The 22162-nt window shown below is 60.7% G+C and carries 17 protein-coding genes and 5 pseudogenes; 17 read left to right on the forward strand and 5 right to left on the reverse strand.

Features of this window, described 5'->3' with window-relative positions; translation table 11 throughout:
• Window positions 1-117: 117 nt before the first annotated feature.
• From AVCA_RS27230 to AVCA_RS07575, 5 genes and pseudogenes are all read left to right on the forward strand, one after another.
• Complete coding sequence (locus AVCA_RS27230; protein WP_157158202.1) at window positions 118-372, forward strand: transposase; 255 nt, start codon at window positions 118-120, stop codon at window positions 370-372.
• 255 nt (window positions 373-627) lie between these two features.
• Complete coding sequence (locus tag AVCA_RS07555; RefSeq protein ID WP_012700277.1) at window positions 628-837, forward strand: hypothetical protein; 210 nt, start codon at window positions 628-630, stop codon at window positions 835-837.
• Window positions 838-898: 61 nt separating this feature from the next.
• A pseudogene (locus AVCA_RS25935) lies at window positions 899-2030 on the forward strand (IS630 family transposase).
• A gap of 10 nt (window positions 2031-2040) precedes the next feature.
• Window positions 2041-2235, forward strand: coding sequence for a sugar MFS transporter (locus AVCA_RS25940; RefSeq protein WP_144061660.1), 195 nt, complete (start codon window positions 2041-2043; stop codon window positions 2233-2235).
• Between the two features lie 241 nt (window positions 2236-2476).
• Window positions 2477-3633, forward strand: a protein-coding gene (locus tag AVCA_RS07575) for an IS3-like element ISAzvi9 family transposase (RefSeq protein WP_085930845.1) whose coding sequence is annotated in 2 segments (ribosomal slippage) — window positions 2477-2735 and window positions 2735-3633 — 1158 coding nt in all. Because the reading frame shifts where the segments join, the coding sequence is not laid out codon by codon here.
• 377 nt (window positions 3634-4010) lie between these two features.
• Here the strand turns inward: AVCA_RS07575 and AVCA_RS07580 are convergent.
• A pseudogene (locus AVCA_RS07580) lies at window positions 4011-4277 on the reverse strand (transposase); the annotation flags it as partial.
• Between the two features lie 422 nt (window positions 4278-4699).
• Between AVCA_RS07580 and AVCA_RS07585 the strand changes: the two are divergent.
• From AVCA_RS07585 to AVCA_RS25745, 10 genes and pseudogenes are all read left to right on the forward strand, one after another.
• Complete coding sequence (locus tag AVCA_RS07585; protein ID WP_050764374.1) at window positions 4700-6007, forward strand: MFS transporter; 1308 nt, start codon at window positions 4700-4702, stop codon at window positions 6005-6007.
• Between the two features lie 14 nt (window positions 6008-6021).
• Window positions 6022-7062, forward strand: a complete 1041-nt coding sequence (locus AVCA_RS07590; RefSeq protein ID WP_012700282.1) for an NAD(P)-dependent alcohol dehydrogenase — start codon at window positions 6022-6024, stop codon at window positions 7060-7062.
• Window positions 7063-7111: 49 nt separating this feature from the next.
• Complete coding sequence (locus tag AVCA_RS07595) at window positions 7112-8017, forward strand: helix-turn-helix domain-containing protein (protein ID WP_012700283.1); 906 nt, start codon at window positions 7112-7114, stop codon at window positions 8015-8017.
• Between the two features lie 51 nt (window positions 8018-8068).
• Window positions 8069-9040 carry a carbohydrate kinase family protein gene (locus AVCA_RS24555; protein ID WP_012700284.1) on the forward strand — a complete coding sequence of 324 codons (972 nt, stop codon included), beginning with the start codon at window positions 8069-8071 and terminating at the stop codon, window positions 9038-9040.
• 186 nt (window positions 9041-9226) lie between these two features.
• Window positions 9227-10690 carry a glucose-6-phosphate dehydrogenase gene (gene zwf / locus AVCA_RS07605; RefSeq protein ID WP_012700285.1) on the forward strand — a complete coding sequence of 488 codons (1464 nt, stop codon included), beginning with the start codon at window positions 9227-9229 and terminating at the stop codon, window positions 10688-10690.
• A gap of 198 nt (window positions 10691-10888) precedes the next feature.
• On the forward strand, window positions 10889-12553 hold the full coding sequence (gene pgi / locus AVCA_RS07610; protein WP_012700286.1) for a glucose-6-phosphate isomerase: 1665 nt from the start codon (window positions 10889-10891) through the stop codon (window positions 12551-12553).
• A 292-nt stretch (window positions 12554-12845) separates the two neighbouring features.
• Window positions 12846-13874, forward strand: a complete 1029-nt coding sequence (locus tag AVCA_RS07615) for an IS5 family transposase (RefSeq protein ID WP_407919052.1) — start codon at window positions 12846-12848, stop codon at window positions 13872-13874.
• Between the two features lie 286 nt (window positions 13875-14160).
• Entirely contained in the window at window positions 14161-15330 is a 1170-nt protein-coding gene (locus tag AVCA_RS07620) for a maltoporin (protein WP_407919057.1), read from the forward strand.
• Between the two features lie 77 nt (window positions 15331-15407).
• Window positions 15408-16769, forward strand: a complete 1362-nt coding sequence (locus tag AVCA_RS07625; RefSeq protein ID WP_012700289.1) for an IS701-like element ISAzvi8 family transposase — start codon at window positions 15408-15410, stop codon at window positions 16767-16769.
• Between the two features lie 181 nt (window positions 16770-16950).
• Window positions 16951-17169, forward strand: a pseudogene (locus AVCA_RS25745) (IS5/IS1182 family transposase); the annotation flags it as partial.
• On the opposite strand, the pseudogene AVCA_RS24560 reads toward AVCA_RS25745, so the two are convergent.
• Both AVCA_RS24560 and AVCA_RS07630 read right to left on the reverse strand, forming a co-directional pair.
• Window positions 17132-17357, reverse strand: a pseudogene (locus AVCA_RS24560) (IS110 family transposase); the annotation flags it as partial. The pseudogenes AVCA_RS25745 and AVCA_RS24560 overlap by 38 nt on opposite strands.
• Window positions 17284-17928, reverse strand: coding sequence for a calcium-binding protein (locus AVCA_RS07630; protein ID WP_012700290.1), 645 nt, complete (start codon window positions 17926-17928; stop codon window positions 17284-17286). The gene AVCA_RS07630 and the pseudogene AVCA_RS24560, both read right to left, overlap by 74 nt.
• A gap of 831 nt (window positions 17929-18759) precedes the next feature.
• On the opposite strand from AVCA_RS07630, the gene AVCA_RS07635 reads away from it, so the two are divergent.
• Entirely contained in the window at window positions 18760-19692 is a 933-nt protein-coding gene (locus AVCA_RS07635; RefSeq protein ID WP_012700291.1) for a family 2A encapsulin nanocompartment shell protein, read from the forward strand.
• On the forward strand, window positions 19667-21553 hold the full coding sequence (locus tag AVCA_RS07640; RefSeq protein ID WP_187149015.1) for a family 2A encapsulin nanocompartment cargo protein cysteine desulfurase: 1887 nt from the start codon (window positions 19667-19669) through the stop codon (window positions 21551-21553). Before AVCA_RS07635 ends, AVCA_RS07640 begins: the two co-directional genes overlap by 26 nt.
• A gap of 42 nt (window positions 21554-21595) precedes the next feature.
• Here AVCA_RS07640 and AVCA_RS27330 read toward each other — a convergent pair whose 3' ends face one another.
• Together AVCA_RS27330 and AVCA_RS25950 are read right to left on the reverse strand one after the other, a co-directional pair.
• A complete protein-coding gene (locus AVCA_RS27330; RefSeq protein WP_072432903.1) occupies window positions 21596-21787 on the reverse strand; it encodes a type II toxin-antitoxin system mRNA interferase toxin, RelE/StbE family in 192 nt (63 codons plus the stop codon).
• A 45-nt stretch (window positions 21788-21832) separates the two neighbouring features.
• Window positions 21833-22144 (reverse strand): annotated as a pseudogene (locus AVCA_RS25950) (RES family NAD+ phosphorylase); the annotation flags it as partial.
• Between the last annotated feature and the right edge of the window lie 18 nt (window positions 22145-22162).

A 22162-nucleotide genomic window follows, 5' to 3' on the forward strand; every position in this document is an offset into this window, starting at 1 on the left:
CAATGCCTCAAAATGTCCTTGGAGGGAAACACGCCTAATACAGGCCTATCCGGCGCCGCTGATTCGTCGGGACGGTGATCCGGTCCATTCCTAACTGTCGCCGCTTTGGTCGATGCAGTGCTCTGGATGCTGCGCAGCGGCGTTCAATGGTGGGTGCTTCCTCGTTGCTTCGGCCCATGGATCGGTGTTTTCAAGCACTTTGCCCGCTGGTGCCGGCTTGGCGTCTGGGACCGGCTTCACTCGATACTGGCCTGGGACGCTGAACCGCATCGAGTAACGCCCCTGCGACTGGCATCTCTACAAGGAGCTATGCCTGATGGGCTGCCTGTTCGGCAAGGTGAAGTACTACCGGCGAATCGTCACACGCTATGAGAAGAAGGCTTGCTCTTTCACTGAAGTGCATGCCTCGTCGTCGTACTATTGTGGTTACGTTATTACGTTAATAGAGTCTGTGATCCGTAACTAAATAATTTAAAATGATAAAATACTGAAATCCTTCTTCTCTGGAGGCATTTTTTCTGGTAATTAGCCTTAATATGGCAATTTTTTCCTTAAAAAAAGCAAAAATTGTCGTAAATTGCGCTATCTAAAAATAATTAATGCCAATTTATTTTTTGAGGTAAAGATATGTCGATACGCCAAGCTTTTGTCTACAGGGACAAGCTCCTGCCCTTCATCCTGCTGGTCTGCTGCTTCGCCGCCTGGGGCGTGGTCGCGACCATGACCGACCCGCTCGTGCAGGTCTTCAGCACCGTCTTCAGCATGAGCACCCTGCAGGCCTATGTTCCCGACCATCTACGGTATCGCCCTGATGGGACTGGGCGAGGAGGGGACTAAGTTCGGGGCGGTAGGGCTAGTGTTATGACACAGCTAAATCTGCGTCATGCATAATGTCGGCATGGAACATTACAGAATCATCCTCAGTCCTCAAGAAAGAGCGCGGTTGCAAGAGCTGACAAGCAAAGGCAGGACCGCGGCAAGCCAAGTCATCAACGCCCTGATCCTGCTGGCCTGCGACCGCTCGCAAGACCAGGGGCCGCGCAAGACCAGTGCACAGATCGCCCAGATGCTGGGCGTGAGCCAACGCAAGATCGACAACCTCAAGCGGCGTTGCGTGCAGGAAGGTCTGGAGTCGGTGCTGGTGAGAAAGAAACCCCGGCGCGAATACGCCCGCAAGATCGACGGCGAACTCGAGGCACGCCTGATCGCCCTGAGCTGCGGACCTGCTCCCGAAGGTCATGCGCGCTGGACGCTCAAACTGCTGGCCGAGCGTGCGGTGGAGTTGGAATATGTAGACTCGCTGTCGTCGGAGACGGTGCGACGTGCCCTAAAAAAAACGAACTCAAGCCGTGGCGCAAGGTTGGCTGGGTGATCCCGCCGAAGGCCAGCGGGGAATTCGTGGCGGCCATGGAGCAGGTGCTGGATGTCTACAGTCGACCCTATGACGAAGGCCATCCGGTGGTCTGCATGGACGAAACGCCGCGGCAACTGATCCGCCAGGTGCGCGAGCCCCTCGAGGCGGTACCGGGGCATCCCGGGCGCGATACGAGTACGAGCGCGCTGGCACCTGCAACGTCTTCGTAGCCTGTGAGCCGCTGGCCGGGCGGCGCATCGCCAAGGTCACCGAGTACAAGAAAAGGCAGGACTGGGCGCTGTTCCTGCAGGACATCGCCCAAGCCTGGTCCGGGGCCGAGCGCATCACGCTGGTGATGGACAACCTCAACACCCACAGTGCCGCCTCGTTGTACGAGACCTTTATGCCCGAGCAGGCCAAGGCCCTGAGAGATCGCTTCGAGTTCGTCTACACCCCCAAGCATGGCAGTTGGCTGAACATGGCCGAAATCGAGATCAACGTACTCGCCGGCCAGTGCCTGGACAGGCGCATCGACTCCCTCGAGCGGATGCGCAAGGAGGTCGCCGCATGGCAGCAATGCCGCAACCAGCTCGATGCCAAGATCAACTGGCAGTTCACCACCCAGGATGCGAGGGTCAAGCTACGCAGCCTATATCCGCAGATTGAAGTGTGTTGAGATACTAGTCATGACGTTGCTGGGCGGCGCATTGGTGCCAATGCTGCAGGGCGCGCTGATAGATACCTTTGGCGTGGCGATCTCTTATGCGGTACCGGGAGTCTGCTTCCTAGCAGCAGTAGCTTATGGCCTGTTCGATCTGCGCTCGACAGCCGGCCTGCTCGTCTCGCGATCAGCAGCACAAGAGGTGCCCGAGCTCACGTGACAACGCTCGTGCTCAGCAGGTACTACCAACGTTGTTGGTAGGTTGACGGAAGTTTCCGGACGTCTCGCCACGTGAGTTCTTCATCCTCGCACGCCGACACCTTCGTGTCGGCTGCACATCAACAATATGACAGTACCAACGGCAAGAGTTTTAACAATTTGAAATTGTCACGGCGCCCTATTTGATCTTGCCCCGCCTCAGTGGACACCCCGTTAAGCGATACACTGCAACGAGGTGATCCATGGCAAGGCAAGCAAGCCCGATGAAACCAACCCGTATCCGCCACTCCCAAGCCTACAAGGACGAAGCGCTGGCCTTGGCCGAACGGATTGGCGTCAGCAAAGCGGCCGAACAGCTTGGGCTGCCCCCCTCCCAGCTCTATGGCTGGCGGAGCAGGAAACAGCAGGCCCAGACCAGCAGCGAGCGCGAGCAGTTGTTGGCCGACGAAAACGCCCGCCTCAAACGGCTGTTGGCCGAACAGTCCGAGGAGTTGGCCATCGTAAAAAAAGCCGCCGCGTACTTTGCCAGGAGCCTCAAGTGAAGTACGCCTTCATGCAAGCCCATACTCGGCAGTTTCCACTGAAGGTCATGTGCCGTGTGCTGGGCATTGCCCGCAGCGGCTACTACGCCTGGTGTTCGCGCACGCTCTCGAAGCGCCGCCAGCAACAGACCCAACTGGACCGCCTGGTAGCTCAGGCCTACCACGAGCGGAAGGGGCGCAGCGGGGCTCCGCGGTTATGCCTCGACCTGAAGGCGTCGGGCCTGCCCTGCAATCGCAAGACCGTGGCTGCTTCGATGCGACGCCAGGGACTGCGGGCCAGGGCTGCCAGGAAGTTCAAGGCCACCACGAATTCCAGGCACTCACTACCGGTGGCGGACAACCTGCTCCGGCAGGACTTCACGGCAGCGGCGCCCAACCGGAAGTGGGTGGGCGACATGACTTACCTGCGTACGGAAGAAGGCTGGTTGTATCTGGCCGTGATCATCGACCTGTACTCGCGCAGGGTGATCGGCTGGGCCATGAACGAGCGCATGACGGCCGAGCTGGCCTGCGATGCCCTGCGCATGGCCCTGTGGCGGCGCAAGCAGCCTCAAGGCGTGATCGTGCATACGGATCGAGGCAGCCAGTACTGTTCGGCGGCCTATCGGGAACTGCTTCGTGCCCATCGGCTGCGCGGCAGCATGAGCGCGAAGGGCAATTGCTACGACAACGCCTGTGCCGAAAGCTTCTTTCACAGTCTGAAGGTCGAGTGCATCCATGGGGAACGCTTCGGTACGCATGCCCAGATGCGTCAAACCGTGTTCGAATACATCGAAACCGACTACAACCGCCAGCGTCGTCACAGCACACTGGGATACATCAGTCCGGAAGCCTTCGAGGCCCGGATGCGTGCTTAAACCTGTGTCCACGAGGGCTGGGCAAGATCAATTCGGCATTCGCTGCTGTTGCATACTCGCGTAGTAATAGCAGTGCTGACGACCTGATCGTAGACCGAGGCGAATCGTTGTAATTGGCGTGCTGACTTGAAGCGGTACATCACTTTCTCGTGTACTCAGGTCGACTGGTGCGAATTTTTCGCCCGGCTGTTCAAGCATTTGTGTCATGAGTGACATCGGTGACAGGTTCCCAGATGGGTGGAGTGTATTGACCCACCGAAACCTGCACAGGTTAAGCGACTCGGCCGGTGTTTTCATACCGAGCGCCTGGTGGGGCGGCGGTGGTTGTAGAAATGGATCCAGTCGCCTATCGCTCGGCTGGCGTGCTGCAGCGTCTCGAACCGATGGAAGCTCAGGCGGTCGAGAAGTTGATATTCCACCTGCTCGTCAGACAGGTTGAACAGGTGCTGGAGCACCAGAAGGCAAGTCATCAACTCTATTGGATAGGGCGATCTAGCGCCTTTGGCCCGGCTTGGCCGAAGAACCCAGCGGTCGATCTCGGCCGCCATTGCCGCGAAGTTGACATGCTTGCTCAGCAACGCCAGTGGATTGCCCAAGCTGTCGAGTTTCGCTTCACGCTCTTGGTCGGCAAACAGATTGAGCATGGACAGGACTCCAACTGATCAAGAGGACGCAGATTTTATACGGAAGCCTGGCTGGGTTTTTAGATGTGCCCCCTTGGGGCTGACGCCGATTTAAAATTACCTCCAGCCTTGGTTGTATTGCTGTCGTTGCCTGCTGTGACCTTCAGGTAGTGCTAACCTTTCACTTGTCCTTGACCACTACAATCCTGACTGGCGGCTTTGCCGTGAGCACGTGCGTATTTCCATTGCTCTACGTAGCTCGGATGGATTTTTTTAGCGGTGCTCTCAGGTTTCAGCTGCTCCTGAAAAAAAGTATTAGTTATTTGCAACAGACGCACTAGCTAATGTGTCTTCACCATCGTTAACCTGAAAAGGACAGTCACCAAACCGGCGATAGCCTATGTGTGCGGTGGCGTACTACAAATACAACAAAGGAAAACATCATGGTTCCTCACGAAGAATCGCGGGGGCTGTTGTTCGGCATGCCCTTGTCCCTCATCTGGGGTTATATAGCCATTGCCCTGTTTATGACTGGCGACGGTATTGAACTAGCCTTCCTATCGCGCTATGTCGTGGATCTCGGTTTCTCAGCTACCCAGGCATCGTTCCTTTTTAGCGTCTATGGATTACTGGCAGCCCTGTCCAGCTGGAGCAGTGGAGTGCTGGCGGAGGTTTTCGGAGCGCGTCGCATCATGCTCATTGGCGTGGTCGGATGGATCGCCTTCCATATTCTCTTTCTGTTCTTCGGTTTGAGTGAGCAGAATTATCCATTGATGGTCTTGTTCTATGGCATACGTGCTATTGCCTATCCGTTGTTTATTTATGCTTTCGTCGTCTGGGTTGCCCAAGTGGCGCCAAGAGAGCGTCTGGCTTCGGCGATGGGCTGGTACTGGACAATGTATTCCATCGGTATCGGTTTTCTAGGGACCTATCTGCCTAGCTTCACCATCCCGCATATAGGATTCATGGGGACCCTATGGATGGCGATTATCTGGGTTGCAATGGCCGGGGCCCTGGTCCTATTCCTGATAAAAAATCAACCGATGGTAGGTACTAATGCTAACGTTAGTCTGGGCGGACGTCTTCGTGAGTTGAGTCTTGGCGCTACCCTTCTTTTCAAGCATCGCAGCATTTTCATCGCCGCCCTTGTCCGGGTCATCTGCAATCTGACGCTTTTCGGTTTTCCCGTAATCATGCCGTTGTTCTTCACCTCGCCCGAGGTAGGCTTTACGATGGAACAATGGCTGCGTATCTGGGGAGCCCTGTTCATTGTCACTATTTTTACCAATGTAATGTGGGGATTGATCGGCGACCGGATTGGTTGGATATTCCAGATGCGCTGGTTCGGCTGTGCCGGATGCGCGCTCGCCACTTTGGCCTTCTACTATTTGCCGCATACATACGGCGCCAGTGTTCCTGCCGCCATGGTGGCAGCGATTGCCCTAGGTATTGGGGTATCCGCCTTCGTGCCCATGGGAGCGATTTTTCCCGCCATGGCTCCTGAGCATAAAGGCGCTGCCATCTCTGCCCATAACTTAGCCGCTGGACTTTCCAACTTCATGGGGCCGACCATTGCCACCCTGGCCATCTCCTCCGTGGGCGTCAAAGGCATCGTCTGGATCTATGCCTCGCTTTATTTGGTTGGGGTAGTGCTGACTTATTTCATTCACGTTGATCAACCTGGGCTTGAGCGCAAGGGCAAACCTGCTGCTCCCGTCTCTCATCACTCGAAAACCAGCGAAGCAATATAAATAGGAGAACCTCCATGAAAGCTCTGGTCTTGGAAAAGCAACACGACTTGAAGATTCGCGATATCGACTTGCCCTTGGTCCTAGGGCCGGATGACGTGCGCATCCGTATCCATACTGTGGGCGTGTGCGGCAGCGACGTGCATTACTACACTCACGGCCGGATCGGTCATTTCATAGTCGACCAGCCGATGGTGCTGGGGCACGAGGCGGCCGGCACGGTCATCGAAGTCGGCAGCAACGTTACCCACTTGGCCAAAGGGGATCGCGTCTGCATGGAGCCCGGCATTCCCAATCCCCGCTCCAAGGCCTCACGCCTGGGACTCTATAACGTCGATCCTTCGGTTGTGTTCTGGGCCACCCCGCCGGTACATGGCTGCCTGACCCCGGAAGTCGTCCATCCGGCGGCCTTCGCCTACAAGCTCCCCGACCATGTCAGCTTTGCTGAAGGAGCGCTGGTGGAGCCTTTCGCCATCGGCATGCAGGCAGCAGTCAAGGCACGTATCAAGCCCGGTGATGTCGCCGTTGTCATTGGCGCCGGCACGATCGGCATGATGACTGCCCTGGCCGCGCTGGCCGGCGGTGCGAGCCAAGTGCTGGTGTCCGACCTGATGGTGGAAAAGCTGGCCATTGCCCAACGCTATGAAGGTATTACCGCCGTCAACGTGCGCGAGCAGTCCCTGCAGGACAAGGTGGCTGAGGCTACCGGCGGCTGGGGCGCGGACGTGGTGTTCGAGGCTAGCGGTAGCGCCCGGGCCTATGGCGATGCACTGGCGGCGGTCTGCCCGGGCGGGGCGCTGGTATTGGTGGGCATGCCGGTCGAGCCGGTGCTCTTCGATGTGGTGGCGGCCCAGGCCAAGGAGATTCGCATCGAGACCGTGTTCCGCTACGCCAATGTCTACGAGCGGGCGGTGAACTTGATCGCCAGCGGCAAGGTCGATCTGAAGCCGCTAATCTCGGCGACCTTTCCCTTCGAACGGGGCGTCGAGGCCTTTGAGCGGGCTGCCAGTGCTCAGCCGGGCGATGTGAAAGTGCAAATCACCTTTGGCGATGCTTGAGCACGATAGCTATTTTGACATGACAGGTTAGAGCAGAAGTCGCAGGGTGATGAAAGGCAGGCAATTCGGCGAGAGGACTTCGGACTTCGAAGTGATCCTCAACGAGCCCCAGCACAGTTTCCGATGGTACGAACACGACTATCCATATCCATTAGCACGCTGGAATCATCACCCCGAGTTCGAGATCCACCTGATCCGCCAAGGCAATGGTAAGCTGCTTGCCGGGGACTATATCGGCCACTTCGGCCCTGGTCATGTGGCGCTAATGGGCCCCGGGCTACCCCATGACTGGATCAGCGATCTGGCGCCAGAACAAGTTATTCAGGGACGCGATGTAGTTCTGCAGTTCGACGGGGAAGCCCTGCTGTGTTTGCGTGAAACACTGCCCGAACTGGGCGCGTTGCAATCCCTGTTCAGTCGGGCTCGGCAAGGCATCGAATTTCGTGGCGAAACGGCCCGTACTGCCGCCCGTCTGCTAGAGGCTATTGGACAGACAGACGGCCTGAAACGCCTAGCGTTGTTTCTGTCGCTTCTGGAAACCCTGGTCCAGGCCGGAGCTGATGAGAGTCGCATACTGGCCAGCCCGCATTATGCGCCAATGTTGGATAGCCTGACGACCGAGCGGATGAATCGGATCTTCGATTACATCCTAGGAAATCTAGCTGGAGAAATCCGTATGTCAGTCATCGCGCAACATCTGCAGATGAGCGAACCAGCCTTCTCACGCTTTTTCAAGCGGACGACCGGACATACCTTCGTTGGCCTGATCCGCAAGTTGCGGATCCAGCGGGCATGTCGCTTGCTGCTGCAAAGCCAGCAGCCGATCGCAGAGATTTGCTTAGAGGTGGGTTATGGCAACCTGTCGAACTTCAATCGTCACTTCCGCCATGAAATGCATACAACGCCCAGTGACTACCGTAAACAACTCGCAATGCGCTCTATTATTAGAAAATAACATTAGTATTGCCAGAAAAATACGAGACCTCATCCGTAAAGGAGGTGCAATATGTTTTTAGTATGCGGCGAGATGTTATTCGATTTTTTTGTCGAGCCAATACATAGTAGTCTACCAAGGCAAGCTGCCTTCAAGGCAATAGCAGGTGGTTCCCCCTTCAACGTAGCGGTTGGATTGAGCCGGCTGGGTGTAGAGGCTGCATTGCTGACAGGGATTTCCACAGATTTTCTGGGCAAGCAGTTACGCCAGGTTCTGGAGGAAGAAGGAGTATCAACCCGTTACCTGGCCCCTGTAGATGCATCAACGACGTTAAGCCTAATTAGTCTTGATGAGCAAGGTATTCCTCATTACAGTTTTTATGGGCAGTCTGGAGCAGATCGACAACTGTTTCCTTCCCACATACCTGCCTTGGACGAGGGGATTCGAGGTGTCCATATAGGCTCCTATTCCCTCGTGGTCTCTCCGATTGCCGATACATTCTACAAGCTGGTAGCAAGCGTGCCGCAGGATCTGTTGATTACGCTTGATCCCAATGTTCGCCTAAATGTCGAGCCTGACTTGGCGAAGTGGAAAAAACAGATCGAGGCTTTCGCTAGACATGCACATATCATCAAAACCAGCGAAGAGGATCTTGCCCTTCTTTATCCGCATGAAGACGTGGCGACGGTGGCCTGTAGTTGGCTTCGCGATCAATGTCAACTGGTGCTCTTGACTCAGGGAGAACAAGGCGTCAGCGTCTTTACACGTACCCTTGGTAACTGGTCGCATCCTGGCCGCTCGATAATACCTGTCGATACGGTTGGTGCAGGCGACACTTTCCAGGCCGCCCTGATCACTTTTCTTGTAGAGCAAGGACTCGACTCTCCAGTTGCATTGGAGCTACTTGGGCGCTCGCATATTGATGCCATGCTGGCCTTTGCCACAGAGGCAGCAGCACTAACCTGTTTGCGTCGTGGCCCAGACCTACCCAGGCGCCACGAATTGAGTCAGCCAAACACGGAGTTGCAACCAGTAACCTCATAAAGCCTGAACCTTAGGCCTTGCTAAGCAGCAATTGAGCCCATTGAGTTATAGATAAATATTTACAGAGTACTTATATAGTTCGCTTTGTACTATATCGACTCGACATACCTTTTCCATCGTTATCGAGCTGAAGCGTAACGATTCATAAGATTTTTCATAACTTGGCTTTTTTGAAAGAAAAACATCATGGCTATTACTCCTGTCGAGCCTTGCACCTTCGCCCTGTTCGGAGCCCTGGGTGACCTGGCTCTGCGCAAGCTGTTCCCCGCCCTCTACCAACTGGACCGGGCCGGCCTGCTGTGCCCGGATACGCGGCTGCTGGCCCTGGCGCTCGATGCCGGCGACGGGACCCGGGACACCATCGCCGAGCACCTGCGCCGCCACGTCCCCGTTGCGGAGCTGGACGAGGGCGTGCTGCAGCGCTTTCTCGGCCGCCTGGATTACCTGTCGATGGATTTCCTCCAGCCCGGCGACTACGCCGCGCTGGCCGACCGGGTCGGCGCCGCCGAGCGGCTGATCGCCTACTTCGCCACCGCGGCCGCGCTCTACGAGCCGATCTGCGCCGGGCTGGCCGAGGTCGGCCTGGCCGGACGCGCCCGGGTGGTGCTGGAGAAGCCGATCGGCCACGACCTGGCCTCCTCGCGCAAGGTCAACGACGCGGTGGCCCGGCATTTCCCCGAGGACCGCACCTACCGGATCGACCACTACCTGGGCAAGGAGACGGTGCAGAACCTGATCGCCCTGCGCTTCGCCAACAGCCTGTTCGAGACCCAGTGGAACCAGAACCACATCTCCCACGTGGAGATCACCGTGGCCGAGCAGGTGGGCATCGAGGGCCGCTGGGGCTACTTCGACAAGGCCGGGCAACTGCGCGACATGATCCAGAACCACCTGCTGCAACTGCTCTGCCTGATCGCCATGGACCCGCCGGGCGACCTGTCGGCCGACAGCATCCGCGACGAGAAGGTCAAGGTGCTGAAAGCGCTGGCGCCGATCGACGCCGCCCAGCTCAGCCAGCAGGTGGTGCGCGGCCAGTACGTGGCCGGCAACATCCTGGGCAAGTCGGTGCCGGGCTACCTGGAGGAGGACAACGCCAACGCGCAGAGCGACACCGAGACCTTCGTCGCGCTGCGCGCGGAGATCCGCAACTGGCGCTGGGCGGGGGTGCCGTTCTACCTGCGCACGGGCAAGCGGATGCCGCAGAAGCTGTCGCAGATCGTCATCCACTTCAAGGCGCCGCCGCACTACATCTTCGCCGAGGAACAGCGTCCGCTGATCGGCAACAAGCTGATCATCCGCCTGCAGCCGAACGAGAGCATCGCCCTGCAGGTGATGACCAAGGAGCAGGGGCTGGACAAGGGGATGCAACTGCGCAGCGGTCCGCTGCAACTGAATTTTTCCGACACCTACCGCAGCGCGCGGATTCCGGACGCCTACGAGCGGCTGCTGCTGGAGGTGATGAAGGGCAACCAGAACCTGTTCGTGCGCAAGGACGAGATCGAGTACGCCTGGCGCTGGTGCGACCGGCTGATCGCCGGCTGGCGCCTGCAGGGCGAGGCGCCCAAGCCGTACGCGGCGGGTAGCTGGGGGCCGCTGTCGTCGATCGCACTGATCACCCGTGACGGGAGGAGCTGGTATGGAGATTTCTGAACTCGATCTGCCCCACAGGGGGGATGCCGGTTCGCGCCCTCCTCGGCGACGAGCTGGAAATCCACTGGAGTCCTTGAAGGAGTTCGCGAGCAAGAACGACTGACACGAAGGAACGCCCCGCTCCAGACGCGGACAGCCAATCGGGATGGTTCTATTAGCTGCATTACAAGGCCAAGACTGACCAAGGAAGCCGTACCCATGAGCTATTACCAGCACGTGTTAGACGTCACCCGCCTGTCCTCTTGGAAGGTTCTGCAGGGACATCGCGATGTTATGCAGAACTTCAATATGCGCAGAACCTTCCAGGCCGACCCCGGACGCTTCCACGAGTTTTCCATGTCCTGCTGCGGGCTCTTCCTCGACTACTCGAAGAACCTCGTTACCCGGACAACCCGCGACCTGCTGGTCAACCTGGCCCGCGAGGCCGGCGTCGAGCAGGCCGCCCGGGCGATGTTCGACGGCGAGCCGGTCAACGCCTCGGAACGGCGTCCGGCGCTGCACACCGCCCTGCGCCGGCCGGTGGGCGACAGCCTGCTCATCGACGGCCACAACATCATGCGCGACGTGCACGCCGCCCTGGCGCAGATGACCGACATCGTCGGGCGCATCCACAACAAGCTGTGGCGCGGCTACAGCGACAAGGCCATCACCGACGTGGTGAACATCGGCATCGGCGGTTCCTACCTGGGCCCGGAACTGGTGTCCGAGGCGTTGCTGCCCTACACCCAGCACGGCGTGCGCTGTCACTACCTGGCGAACATCGACGGCAGCGAGTTCCACGAGCTGACCGCGCGGCTGAACGCCGAGACCACCCTGTTCATCATCTCCAGCAAGACCTTCGGCACCCTGGAAACCCTGAAGAACGCCCAGGCCGCGCGCACCTGGTACCTGGCCAGCGGCGGCAGCGAGGAGCGCCTGTACCGGCACTTCATCGCGGTGACCAGCAACATCCCGGCGGCGATCGAGTTCGGCATCCGCGAGAAGAACATCTTCCCGATGTGGGACTGGGTCGGCGGACGCTATTCGCTGTGGTCGGCGATCGGCCTGCCGACCGCCCTGGCCATCGGCATGGCCAACTTCAAGGACCTGCTCTCCGGCGCCTACGCCATGGACTGCCATTTCCGCCGTGAGCCGTTCGAGAACAACATGCCGGTGCTGCTGGCCATGCTCGGCGTCTGGTACGGCAACTTCTGGGGCGCGCAGAGCCATGCCATCCTGCCCTACGACCACTATCTGCGTAACTTCGTCAAGCACCTGCAGCAGATGGACATGGAGTCCAACGGCAAGAGCGTGCGCCAGGACGGCAGCCCGGTCTCCTGCGAGACCGGCCCGGTGATCTGGGGCGGCGTCGGCTGCAACGGCCAGCACGCCTACCACCAGTTGCTGCACCAGGGCACCCTGCTGATCCCGGCGGACTTCATCGTGCCGGTGGTCAGCCACAACCCGGTGGCCGACCACCACCAGTGGCTGTACGCCAACTGCCTGTCGCAGAGCCAGGCGCTGATGCTCGGCAAGAGCCGCGAGGAGGCCGAGGCGGAACTGCGCGCCAGGGGCCTGCCGGAGGCGGAGGTGAAGCGCCTGGCGCCGCACAAGGTGATTCCCGGCAACCGGCCGAGCAACACCCTGGTGATGGAGACCCTCAACCCCAGCCGCCTCGGCGCGCTGATCGCCCTGTACGAGCACAAGGTGTTCGTCCAGGGGGTGATCTGGGGGATCAACTCCTTCGACCAGTGGGGCGTGGAGCTGGGCAAGGAGCTGGGCAAGAACGTCTATGGCCGGCTGACCAGCTACGAGGCGCCGCCGGCCGAGGATTCCTCGACCCAGGGCCTGATCGATTACTTCCGCGGTCGTCATCGCGGCTAGGGCATCTCCCAATGCCCAGTGCATTGTTCATCCGGAGTCTAAGTACTCGAAGAAAAATAATCCGGCACTTTTCCTAACATACTCATCCAGGCTCTAAAGCCACGGAGGCTTATACGATAAGAAGCAACGTAAAGTCCGAAAACTTTCGATCAGGATACTGGTATCCACATACCCTAAGTACACCTGAGCTCGGTGCTATACGTCGAGTTTGTCCTCCTTCGTTTATCGCATCCGTGCCTACGAAGGGCACCTCTAAAAACCAGCCCGGCCGCTGGGTAAGATCATCCGCCTGTTGATCACCCGGAGCCTACTGATGTTCAGTCTTTTTGCCGACCAGGAGCGTGAAGCCAAGCTGGACAGCTTGGGCGACCCACTGGCCCTACTGAACAAGCATGTGGACTTTGCATCCTTGGCCGCCGAGATCGACCACTGGGCTCCCAGGCCCAGTAGGGCCAAGGGCGGCCGGCCGCCTTATCCAACGGAGCAGATGACGCGACTGCTGGTACTCCAGCAACTGTTCAACCTGTCCGACGAGCAGATGGAGTTTCAACTGCTCGACCGTATGAGTTTCCAGCGTTTTGCCGGGTTGAAAAACTCCGGCCGAGTGCCGGACCGCAACACGATTTGGGTCTTTCGCGAGCGCCTGGTACAGGCCAACGTCGAGCATCGGATCTTTGCCGAGGTGCAGCGTCAGTTGCAGGCACACGGCTTCCGGGCTCGCGAAGGGCAGATCATCGATGCCAGCATCGTTCGCGCGCCCATCCAGCACAACACGGCCGATGAGCAGGCCGTGGTGAAGGAGCAGGCTGTGCCGGTCGAATGGTCGCCCGCCAAGCGCCGGCAAAAGGATGTCGAGGCGCGCTGGACGAAGAAGCACGGCAAGTCGTACTTCGGCTACAAGCTGTCGGTCAGCGTGGATCGCCGGCACAAGCTGATCCGCTGCGTGAAGGTGAGCGATGCCAGCGAGGCCGACACCCTGCATCTGGTGGATGTGCTCGACCGGGGCAACAGCAGCCGGGACTTCTGGGCGGATCGCGGGTATCACGACAGACCCCGGGAGCGCTGGCTCCAACTGATCGGCTGGAGGCCATCTATCCAGCGCAAGGGCCAGGCCGGCAAGCCGATCGGTGAACGGGACAAGGCACGAAACAAACGCATAGCCAGTCCCCGAGCCCGGGTCGAACATGTCTTTGCCAGCCTGGCCCAGATGGGCGGCAAGATGGTCCGAAGCATTGGCTTGGTCCGGGCGGAGTTCGGTTTGGTGGTCAAATCGGCGGTCTACAACCTCAAGCGGATGTCGAGACTACTGGAAATGGCCTGAGTCAGGTCGCTGGTTGCATACCGCGACCGGCAGCAGGAACTTCTGCGAGACATCAACCCGGTCAACGGATGCCAAGCGCTGGGTTCGTCACTGCTCGACCCAGCTCAGGTGGGTGTTTTTAGAGGTGCCCCGAAGGGGGAGCTTTTGCTTTTTTCACGAAACTTCACCGGTAATAAAAACAATGAAGAACCACAAACATTTTTTTCTGCTCCAATATTCTCCTGCGTCTAAAAAGGCCATTCGAGAAAAAGCTCTACTTTTGCTCTGTTCCTGTCTGGCCCTTCCAATGCAGGTCCAGGCCCTGGATTTCAGCGGTTATTCCCGCATCGGCCTCGCCGGCTCGGACGAAGGCGGCACCCAGTCCTGCTTCCGGTTGCCCGGCGCACCGTCCAAATACCGTCTCGGCAACGAGTGCGAGGAATATGCCGAACTGATCTTCGACCAGGGCCTGCTCGATCTGGGGGATGGCTCGTCGCTCGGCCTGCATACCATGGCGCAGCTTTACAACCAGTACGGCCACGAACTGAAGTTCAGCGACGAGCACGGCTTCAGCCGCCTGAGCGAGTGGTATCTCGAATGGAAGAACATGCCCGTGCTCAACGGTGGCAACTTCTGGATCGGACGGCGCTGGTACAACCGTAACGATATCCACATCTCCGACTACTTCTACTGGAACCAGAGCGGTACCGGCTTCGGTTTCGATCAGGTGGCCATCGGCGACCTCAAGTACAGCTACGTGTTCTCGCGCAAGGACAACCAGGACCAGGAGCCCTACATCAATCGTCACGACTTCAGCGTCAGCGGCTTCAAGACCAACCCGGGCGGCGAACTGACCGTCGGCCTCAACTACCTCCAGAAACCGGACAGCCGCGACGCCCACGGTGGCTGGTCGGCGATCCTGCAGCACAAGCAGAAAGGCTTTCTCGGCGGCCGGGCCAACACCCTTGCGCTGCAATACGGCCGCGGTCCGGGCACCGGCCTGGGCTATACCGGCGATCCGGGCCTGGACAGCAGCGACAAGAGCTGGCGCCTGGTCGAGTATTTCGACTGGCAGACCACCGAGCGCTTCGGCGGCCAGTTCGGCATCGTCTACCAGAAGGACATCCGCCCGGACGGCGACGACCAGCGCTGGCTGTCCATCGGCGTACGGCCGGTCTACGCCTTCAGTGAGCAGTTCAAGCTGATCGCCGAACTGGGCCGCGACCAGATCAAGGCCCCCGGCGGTACCCGCAAGCTGACCAAGTTCACCATCGCCCCCACCTGGTCGCCGTCGGGGCCGGGCTTCTGGACGCGTCCGGAGATCCGCTTCTACTACACCTACGCGGCCTGGAACGAGGCGGCCCAGCGCGCGGCGACCGCCATGGCTCCCGACTCCGCGCTGTCCGCCAGCGGTCCCTTCGGCTCCGATCGCAACGGCGCCAACTTCGGCGTGCAGATCGAACACTGGTGGAAATAGTCAGAGCTATTAATCTTACTGTGTCATTAAATTGAGCTACTGTGAGTAGATCTTCTGCACTTTGAGGAAGATCGACGATGGACTCCATGATCAGATTCGACGAGTACCTGGCGCATCTGGCGGCAGGTCTTGGGCATGCCGACCGGGAAGCCGGGCTGCGCGGCTATTGCTCCGGCCTGATGCTGCCCCTGGCGCGCAAGAGCGTGGAACCTATGGCGGCACACCTCGACCCCTTGCATGCCAGTGCCCGGCACCAGGCGTTGCATCATTTCGTGGCCAAGGCCGACTGGTCGGATACCGAACTGCTGCGCCGTGTGGCCCGCTGGGTCCTGCCGACCATGGATCTGTCCGCGGGCGGCTACTGGCTTGTGGACGACACCGGTTTCCCGAAGAAGGGGCGGCACTCGGTGGGCGTGGCGCGCCAGTACTGCGGGGTGCTGGGCAAACAGGACAACTGCCAGGTGGCGGTCAGTATTTCGCTGGCGTGCGAACAGGCCAGCCTGCCGGTAGCCTGGCGCTTGTACCTGCCCCGGGACTGGGCCGAAGATGCTGGGCGGCGCCGCAAAGCCGGCGTGCCCGAGGACGTCCGCTTTGCCACTAAGCCCCAGATAGCGCTTTCGCAGTTGCAGGCGCTGCTCGAAGCCGGGGAGTCGCGCCATTGTGTGGTGGCCGATGCTGGTTACGGCGTGGACAGCGCCTTTCGCCAAGGCCTGACGGCCATGGGGCTGTCCTATGTGGTTGGGATCACCTCGGCCGTGCGGGTATGGCCACCCGGCCAGCAGCCGCTACCGCCCAAGCCCTGGACGGGCAAGGGGCGCCCGCCGGTAGCCACGCGGCGCTCGCCAGAGCATCGACCGCTGTCGGTAAAGAAGCTGGCCTTGGCGCTGCCGCCGGAGGTCTTTACGGAACTCACCTGGCGCCAGGGAACCAACGAACCGCTGAGCGGGCGTTTCGCTGCAGTACGGGTACGCCTGGCCGGCAGCGTTTCGGCAAAACAGCGGCTGCACCCGCAGCAGTGGCTACTGATCGAATGGCCCTCCGCGCAGGACGAGCCGACCCGCTACTGGCTGTCCACGCTCGTGGAGGACACGCCGCTGCCGGAACTGGTACGCATCGCCCATCTGCGCTGGCGTATCGAGCGCGACTACCAGGATCTCAAGCAGGACTTGGGGCTGGGGCATTACGAGGGGCGTGGTTGGCGGGGGTTCCACCACCATGCCAGCCTGAGCATCGCCGCCTATGGTTTTCTGCTCGGGCAGCGCCTGCGCCGTGAGGCCCTGTCCGGACCGGATGGCCAAGGAAAAAAAAACCTCATGGCCTGCACGGTACCTGCGCTTCCCGCGGATTACCGCCCCCGCGGTCGGCCAGCGCGCGCAGCGGCATGTGGCGAAGTCGATCACGACGCTGCGTCATCAACTGGGTGTCTACCTGATGCTTGAGTATTGCCGGGACCTGTACGGAGGTCTGGGGTACCCACGGTTATGACACAGTAAGATTAATAAATTTTTCCGCGAAAGCCTGGACTTGCCCCTATCAAACTGGACACTGCAACCTCGTTAATTTGATGTTGCGTTAAGCCGCCCGAACTCCCAGGGCAGTTCAGAGTTCAGATAGCATTGCGAGCGTATTCGCGAACAGATCGAGGCGCAGAGCGCACGGGCGGTCATTCTCCGAAAGCGCAACTCGCTCGAGGGCAATGGCGATCTGGACCGGGGGCTGTATCGCTACCGGCATCTGGTCGAGAACGCCTTTGCGCGGCTGAAACATTACCGCGCCGTGTCGTTTCGCTACGACAGGCTGAAGCGAATAGCGTCTGCTGTGCTTCGGTTTTGGATGCCACGAAGCGTATCGAAGGGCGCGAGGCGGCTTCGCAGATCGCCTTGGCATCCACACGAAGTTGTTCTTGTTCGATTTGACGAACGGCCGGACGAACTGGGGGGAATCAGCTTGGCTTCATGTCCCAACGCCCTGATCTCGCGGGCCGTGTAATGGGACCCAGCGCAGGCCTCCATGACAACGGTGCAGGACGGCGCGGCCCAAATCACCGAACAGGGTTTCCTGGCCCTCGTCTGTGCCGGTCAAACTGTCGTCGAAACGATCGCGCGCTTCCAGGTTCCAGAAGTTGTCGTCCGTCAGGGTCGTACGGTAGTCGCCCTGCAGGGCGACTTGGAAATATTTCAGATCGACACCTGGAATGTAGTCGTGGTCGTAGCTTCGCAGGTAGGTACGGTCCAGTACTTCGTTGTATACCCGGTCAACCTTGCGCCCATAGCCGAAGCCGATGCCATCGAGGCCCAGGGTCGTGAGGTCCAACATGTCATGAGCAGGATCAAAACCCACGATCAGATCGTTATGGCCGCCGGTACTGTCGTAGTAACTATCGCTCTCGGCGGTATAGCGAAAGGTATCGCTCTGGCTCCCTGCCACCAGCCAGTCGCGCCCATCACCGCCAATCAGCACGCTGACGCCATCGCCTCCGCCTGCCGTGAGGACGTCGTTACCGGCATTTTCATAGAGAATGTTATTGCCATCGCTGCCGTTGATTGCATCGCTTTTGGCAGTGCCGTACCAGTCGGTTCGTTGGGTGATTGACGGCATCCTATCTCTCCCTCGATCGGTGATTTATTTGAGGGGCAAGGGATATCAGCGCCCGGTGCCTACGTTCACCACAGGCCAACACCAGGCCGCAGCCAAACCTGCCCCGCCACGCCAGTCCGGGAGGCGAGGGGCAAGACGTTGCCGGCCGAGTGAACTTGCCCAGTTCTGCTGCCAGGCGCCGGGTGTTCCAGTGGGTGGCGCTTTTGGGGAGCGTTTCCAGTTTCGTGCTGATGACACGCCCGATCTGCTCGTCCAAAAGGGTTCGAGGGCTCCCGGGCGAGAGGGGCATCGACCAGTCCGGCCGTCCCTTGGTCGGCAAAGCGCCTGCGCCATTTGCCAACCGTCAGCTTGCTCACGCCCAGCTTCGTGGCCAGGGGGCGTTCGGCTTGGCAATTGATGACATTATAAGTTTGTTTTCTTATAATATTTAATTATATTTAAATATCAAAAAAACATATAGAATTTCTCACAGTCGTTTGCAGTGGTGAGCTTCACCATCGATGGCTACGTCTTGGCTGACCCGTAGCGTGCCTCCGGGCAGCAACGTCACCCAGGCGACTTTGCAACATCAGCCAGGCAACGCGGGGCAGCCGTGACGGCGAGCCTCCGGCCCTGCGCATCAATGCGGTACCGGCCGGGCAACGCGGGGTCGTCGTAACGACGAACCTCCGGTCCTGCACACCGCGGTACCGGCCAGGCAACGCGAGGCAGCCGCGATGGCGAGCCTCCGGCCCTGTGCGTCATGCAATTCCAGCCGGGCAACGCGGGGCAGTCGCGACGACGAGCCTTTCGGTCCTGTGCGTCTATTCCGAATCTTTACTGGAGTGATTCATGAGTGACCATCAGGATGTACGCTTGGCATTGGGCGACAGCGCCGCACGCCAGTTGGCGAACGCGACCAAGACCGTCCCGCAGCTTTCCACCATCAGCCCGCGCTGGCTGGTGCACCTGCTGCAGTGGACGCCGGTGGAGGCGGGCATCTTCCGTCTGAACAAGGTGAAGAACCCGCTGAACGTGCAGGTCGCCTGTTCGCAGCGCGACGAGGCGGTGCTGCCGCAGACCTTCGTCGACTACGAGGAGCAGCCGCGCGAGTACTTCCTCAACGCGGTGACCACCATCCTCGACGTGCACACCCGCGTCTCCGACCTCTACAGCAGCCCGCACGACCAGATCCGCGAGCAGTTGCGCCTGACCATCGAGACGATCAAGGAGCGCCAGGAAAACGAGCTGATCAACAACCCCGAATACGGCCTGCTGGCCAGCGTCGATCCGAGCCAGCGCATCTCCACCCTGGGCGGCGCGCCGACCCCGGACGACCTCGACGAGCTGATCGCCAGGGTCTGGAAGGAGCCGGCCTTCTTCCTCGCCCATCCGCTGGCCATCGCCGCCTTCGGCCGCGAGTGCACCCGCCGCGGCGTGCCGCCGCCCACCGTCAGCCTGTTCGGCGCGCAGTTCCTCACCTGGCGCGGCCTGCCGCTGGTGCCGTCGGACAAGATCCCGTTCGACGACAACGGCAAGACCAAGATCCTCCTGCTGCGCGTCGGCGACAAGCGCCAGGGCGTGGTCGGCCTGTACCAGCCCGGCGTGGCCGGCGAGCAGAGCCCGGGGCTGTCGGTGCGCTTCATGGGCATCAATCGCAACGCCATCGCCTCCTACCTGATCTCGCTGTACTGCTCGCTGGCGGTGCTGACCGAAGATGCCCTGGCCGTGCTCGATGACGTGGAGGTCGACAAGTACCATGACTACTCGGACACCTACAAGTAATCCGCCGCAGCCGGCGGACGCCCGGGGGCCGGCCGGTCTGCCGGACGTGGCGGATCTGGCGCGGCTGGCCAACGCCTTCTTCGCCAGCCTGCCGGGTAGCGCTCCGTCGGACGGCGTTCCGTCGGGCGGCGCGCCCTTCGGCAAGGGTCTGTCGGACAGCGCCCTGCCGGGCGGCGTTTCGGCGCTGGCCGGCGTGTCGCCCGTCGAGCCGTTTCCGAGTGGGGCCGCCGCCTCGCTCGGGGCGGCCGAACGGCACGCCGGGGAGACGCTTCCGGCGGGCATCGCCGACGGCCTGGAGCTCGGCTCGCCCGAGGCCTACGCCGCAGCGTTGCCGACGCTGTTCCCGGCTGCCGGCGGCCTCGCGCCGTTGGCCGGGGGCGCGCCGTCCACGCCGTACTACTTCCTCGGCGAGGGCAGCGCCTACAGCGGCGAGCCGGAGCGTTTCGCGGACCTTCCCGTCGAGCCGGACAGCCGCGCGGTGCCGGGCGGGGACGCGCTGGGCGAGGTCCTCCGCTCGATCCTCGCCGAGCCGTCCGCGCCGGCGGCGCCGGCGGGTCCGGGGGCCGGACAGTTCTATTTCCTCGAACGGAGCGGTCCGGGCCTGGAGCAGGCGCCCGATCCCGTCGTCCAGCCGCAGGTCCGCAGCGGTTTCGACGTGCAGGCGGTGCGCCGGGACTTCCCGATTCTCGCCGAACGGGTCAACGGCAAGCCGCTGGTGTGGTTCGACAACGCCGCCACCACGCAGAAGCCCAAGGCGGTGATCGATCGCCTGGCGTACTTCTACGAGCACGAGAACTCCAACATCCACCGCGCCGCCCACGAACTGGCGGCGCGGGCGACGGACGCCTACGAGGGCGCGCGCAGCAAGGCGGCGCGCTTTCTCGGCGCGAAGTCGACGGACGAGATCGTCTTCGTGCGCGGGGCGACCGAGGGCATCAACCTGCTGGCCAACACCTTCGGCCGCCGGTTCATCGGCGAGGGGGACGAGATCATCGTCTCCCACCTGGAGCACCACGCCAACATCGTGCCCTGGCAGTTGCTGGCCAACGCGGTGGGCGCCAGGCTCAAGGTGATCCCGGTGGACGACTCCGGGCAGATCATCCTGGAGGAGTACGCCAGGCTGCTCGGTCCGCGCACCCGGCTGGTGAGCATCACCCAGGTGTCCAACGCCCTCGGCACGGTCACCCCGGTGGCGGAAGTGATCGCCCTGGCGCATGCCGCCGGCGCGCGGGTACTGGTGGACGGCGCGCAGTCGGTGTCGCACCTGAAGGTCGACGTGCGGGCGCTGGACGCGGATTTCTTCGTGTTCTCCGGGCACAAGGTCTTCGGGCCGACCGGCATCGGTGTAGTCTACGGCAAGCAGGAACTGCTCGACGAGCTGCCGCCCTGGCAGGGCGGCGGCAACATGATCGCCGATGTGACCTTCGAGAAGACCCAGTACCAGGGTGCGCCGGCGCGCTTCGAAGCCGGCACCGGCAACATCGCCGATGCGGTGGGGCTCGGTGCGGCGCTGGACTATGTCGAGCGCATCGGCCTGGAAGCCATCGCCCGCTACGAGCACGAACTGCTGGAGTACGCCACCCGGGGCCTCGCGACGATTCCTGGCTTGCGTCTGATCGGTACCGCGGCGAACAAGGCCAGCGTGCTGTCCTTCGTGCTGCAGGGCTACCGCACCGAGGAGATCGGCGCCGCCCTCAATCGCGAGGGTGTCGCCGTGCGTTCCGGCCACCACTGCGCGCAGCCGATCCTGCGCCGTTTCGGGGTGGAAACCACGGTGCGGCCGTCGCTGGCGTTCTACAACACCTTCGACGAGATCGACCTGCTGGTGAGCACCGTGCACCGTCTGGCGACCCGGCGCTGACGTTCATCTCCCCCGGCTGTCCGGCCGGGGAGCTTTTTCCTCTCACTGCGCGCCATGAGCCGGAAAGGAGGGCGAAGCGGTTGTATGGCGACGGCCTGGCAGGTCAGGCTTGACGTGGCATTCACGGTAGCCCGCCCAATCGCCAGACAGGCCGTGATCACGATAGCGCGCATCCGACGGTTGGCGATCTTCGCGTGAATGGTCCTGCGGCTCCGGCTGTCCTCGTCGAAGCAGCCCGAGCGGAACCGGTGGCGGCTCAGGCCACGGTCCGGGACCTTCTCATGGCCTCAAGTCACTGGTAGTTTGGCTATTCCAGGTCATCTCGTAATGCGCGGTCTGAACGATCGACGTAACGAGTCTCGGCGTCATCAGAGCCCAGCAGACATTGCCTGGAGAACGGACAGAGTTGTAACGCAAGCCTGGGCATCCATCCCACTTCGTTTTGCGACCCAATTTATGGGAAGGCGTGTAGCCGTCAGGGGCGTATACAGGGTCTGTCAGCGGCACCACCGTGGCGTCCCTTACTCCGGCATCGCTAAAGCTGCAGCTCGGACTGTTGAAGACAAAACGATCATAGTTGAGCCCCTGAACATTCATGCGCGGGTTGTC

Origin of the sequence: Azotobacter vinelandii CA, assembly GCF_000380335.1 — a bacterium.
GTDB lineage: Bacteria > Pseudomonadota > Gammaproteobacteria > Pseudomonadales > Pseudomonadaceae > Azotobacter > Azotobacter vinelandii.

What these genes read in the sequence shown, in the direction of transcription:
- zwf (WP_012700285.1), top strand. Translation starts at nt 9,227, where the DNA reads ATGGCTATTACTCCTGTCGAGCCTTGCACCTTCGCCCTGTTCGGAGCC.
- AVCA_RS07595 (WP_012700283.1), top strand. Translation starts at nt 7,112, where the DNA reads ATGAAAGGCAGGCAATTCGGCGAGAGGACTTCGGACTTCGAAGTGATC.
- AVCA_RS07630 (WP_012700290.1), bottom strand. Translation starts at nt 17,928, where the DNA reads ATGCCGTCAATCACCCAACGAACCGACTGGTACGGCACTGCCAAAAGC.
- AVCA_RS07620 (WP_407919057.1), top strand. Translation starts at nt 14,161, where the DNA reads ATGCAGGTCCAGGCCCTGGATTTCAGCGGTTATTCCCGCATCGGCCTC.
- pgi (WP_012700286.1), top strand. Translation starts at nt 10,889, where the DNA reads ATGAGCTATTACCAGCACGTGTTAGACGTCACCCGCCTGTCCTCTTGG.
- AVCA_RS07585 (WP_050764374.1), top strand. Translation starts at nt 4,700, where the DNA reads ATGGTTCCTCACGAAGAATCGCGGGGGCTGTTGTTCGGCATGCCCTTG.
- AVCA_RS07555 (WP_012700277.1), top strand. Translation starts at nt 628, where the DNA reads ATGTCGATACGCCAAGCTTTTGTCTACAGGGACAAGCTCCTGCCCTTC.
- AVCA_RS07625 (WP_012700289.1), top strand. Translation starts at nt 15,408, where the DNA reads ATGGACTCCATGATCAGATTCGACGAGTACCTGGCGCATCTGGCGGCA.
- AVCA_RS25940 (WP_144061660.1), top strand. Translation starts at nt 2,041, where the DNA reads ATGACGTTGCTGGGCGGCGCATTGGTGCCAATGCTGCAGGGCGCGCTG.
- AVCA_RS07590 (WP_012700282.1), top strand. Translation starts at nt 6,022, where the DNA reads ATGAAAGCTCTGGTCTTGGAAAAGCAACACGACTTGAAGATTCGCGAT.
- AVCA_RS07640 (WP_187149015.1), top strand. Translation starts at nt 19,667, where the DNA reads ATGACTACTCGGACACCTACAAGTAATCCGCCGCAGCCGGCGGACGCC.
- AVCA_RS24555 (WP_012700284.1), top strand. Translation starts at nt 8,069, where the DNA reads ATGTTTTTAGTATGCGGCGAGATGTTATTCGATTTTTTTGTCGAGCCA.
- AVCA_RS07635 (WP_012700291.1), top strand. Translation starts at nt 18,760, where the DNA reads ATGAGTGACCATCAGGATGTACGCTTGGCATTGGGCGACAGCGCCGCA.